The 268-nt window shown below is 45.9% G+C and carries 1 protein-coding gene; it reads left to right on the top strand.

What is annotated here, in order from left to right; genetic code table 11:
• On the top strand, positions 1–268 hold a 268-nt coding region (locus SB725_RS31535; RefSeq protein ID WP_410923348.1), incomplete at both ends, for a DnaJ C-terminal domain-containing protein.

The raw sequence follows: 268 nt of genomic DNA, 5'->3' as shown, positions 1-268 counted from the left end.
TCCCTGTTCGTCAGCCCAATGGTACTGTCGATTACGACAACAAGACCCTCAAAATAAAAATTCCGAAAGGTATTACGGATGGCAAGCAAATCCGCTTAGCAGGGCAAGGTGCTGCTGGTAGCAGTAACGGTAAAAATGGTGATTTGTTTTTGAAGGTTAAGATTCGCCATGATAGCAATATTCGGGTAGAAGGCGCGGATGTTTATCAGACCGTCAATATCGCACCGTGGGAGGCGGCATTGGGTGAAAAAATCAATGTCAGTACACC

The organism is Pseudomonas sp. SIMBA_041 (assembly GCF_046535095.1).
GTDB classification, from domain to species: domain Bacteria; phylum Pseudomonadota; class Gammaproteobacteria; order Pseudomonadales; family Pseudomonadaceae; genus Aquipseudomonas; species Aquipseudomonas mucoides.
This window is presented reverse-complemented; position numbering and strand designations above follow the sequence as displayed.